We start from the raw sequence: 1,437 nt of genomic DNA, 5'->3' as shown, positions 1-1,437 counted from the left end.
GCATTCTCAAGCTCGACGGACGCGACCGCTTTTGCCACCGCCTTATCCATGCTTGAATTGGTTTGCATTTCCGCGTCAAGAAGCGCTGCCGCGAATATCCCATTTGAACGATAGGTCAGCATTAAACCCATTGGTTTCAGCGCCTCGGAAATGGCGACGGCCAGTTTGACCGTGTACTGATGGCGTTGGGGTTCCGAAAACGATGCCATCAATTGTGTGAAATTCTGCACTGCAATTACCGCGACTGTTGTGTCGCCGCCAAATTCCGATTGCATCCGCATAATATAGTTTCCAAAGGCTTCTTCGGTAACCAGACCGCTTTTTGAAAGGTCGGCCGGTGTCATGGGACGCTCCAGGGCGATCTTCTGCAAGACCTCGTATTTCTCGCGGCTGGGACTTTCGTGCGGACGTTTGATGTGCCGGATGAACTCTGCATTGCGCAGTTCTGCCCCATGAATACGGGTTTCCAGTTCAAAAAATTCAAAAGGCTTAACGATGTAATCCCACGCACCCGCGACAAAGGCTTTGGCGATGCTATCGCTGTTTTTGACACCAGTAAGCATGATGATTGGCACAAATTCATATCCGGGGATCTGTCGGATATAGGTAATAAGTTCGATCCCGGACATTTCGGGCATTTGAATATCAAGAAGAAAACAATCAAAGGGCACTGGCGTATCTTTGATAATCGTCAAGGCATCTGCACCCGAGGCAGCCGTGCGAACATATTCATGGTCTTGTGCTTCTAGATAAACCCCAAGGAGATGACGTAAGTCCTTGTTATCCTCTACGGCCAGAATTCTCATCACTCGTTACCCCGCATTCTCGAATTGCTTTGCCCATATAACAAAAATGGCGTGTGCATCCGGACCAAGCTATTTCTGGTAAGCACCTAAATTTTTCATCACAATTCAGTTATTCTTCCTTGACTGCTTAATTTAGCTTGAATCAGTTTCGTTAACTTTTCAACTCGCAATTGGGTTTTTTAATGTTTTATTAACTCTTTCGTAGTGTATGGGCATCTTTTGGATAGGTTTCAGGGGCGCGCGTGATTCTCAATCGCGCTTTATAAATGGGTGTCGGACTATGAGCCGGGGCTTTCAAACGTTGTGCACATATGTTTTTGTCCCCCGCGGACGAGAAGGGCGGCCAGACGCTTCGCAGATTGTCCAAACCGCTCAGGTACTGCGCCGTATAGACCTAGATACTGCGATTGCGTGTTGACTCTCTTTCCATGGCTCATATAAGCGCGGCTTCATTGGTGTTGGTGGACCCTGCAAAGGGAACCCTGTCGGGCTTCGGCCAGAGGACAACGCCCTTTACCGCCCGTCGCAATTCTGCGGGGGCCACAAAAAGGAGAACAGCCGTGACAAAACGCACAGCTGCCAAGCACAAAATTGACCGCCGTATGGGCGAAAACATCTGGGGCCGTCCTAA

General features: G+C 49.2%; 1 protein-coding gene and 1 pseudogene. One reads left to right on the top strand and one right to left on the bottom strand.

Going from position 1 to position 1,437, the window contains the following annotated elements; translation table 11 throughout:
• A partial coding sequence (locus ACN0IC_RS15435) for a response regulator (protein WP_416879638.1) occupies window positions 1–806 on the bottom strand: 806 nt, incomplete at its 3' end.
• Between the two features lie 428 nt (window positions 807–1,234).
• Here ACN0IC_RS15435 and ACN0IC_RS15430 point away from each other — a divergent pair.
• Window positions 1,235–1,437 (top strand): annotated as a pseudogene (locus ACN0IC_RS15430) (hypothetical protein); the annotation flags it as partial.

Source organism: Litorimonas sp. (assembly GCA_029936425.1).
Taxonomy (GTDB): Bacteria; Pseudomonadota; Alphaproteobacteria; order Caulobacterales; family Maricaulaceae; genus Litorimonas.
Note: the sequence above shows the minus strand (reverse complement) of the source record. Positions and strands in the feature narration are given on the sequence as shown.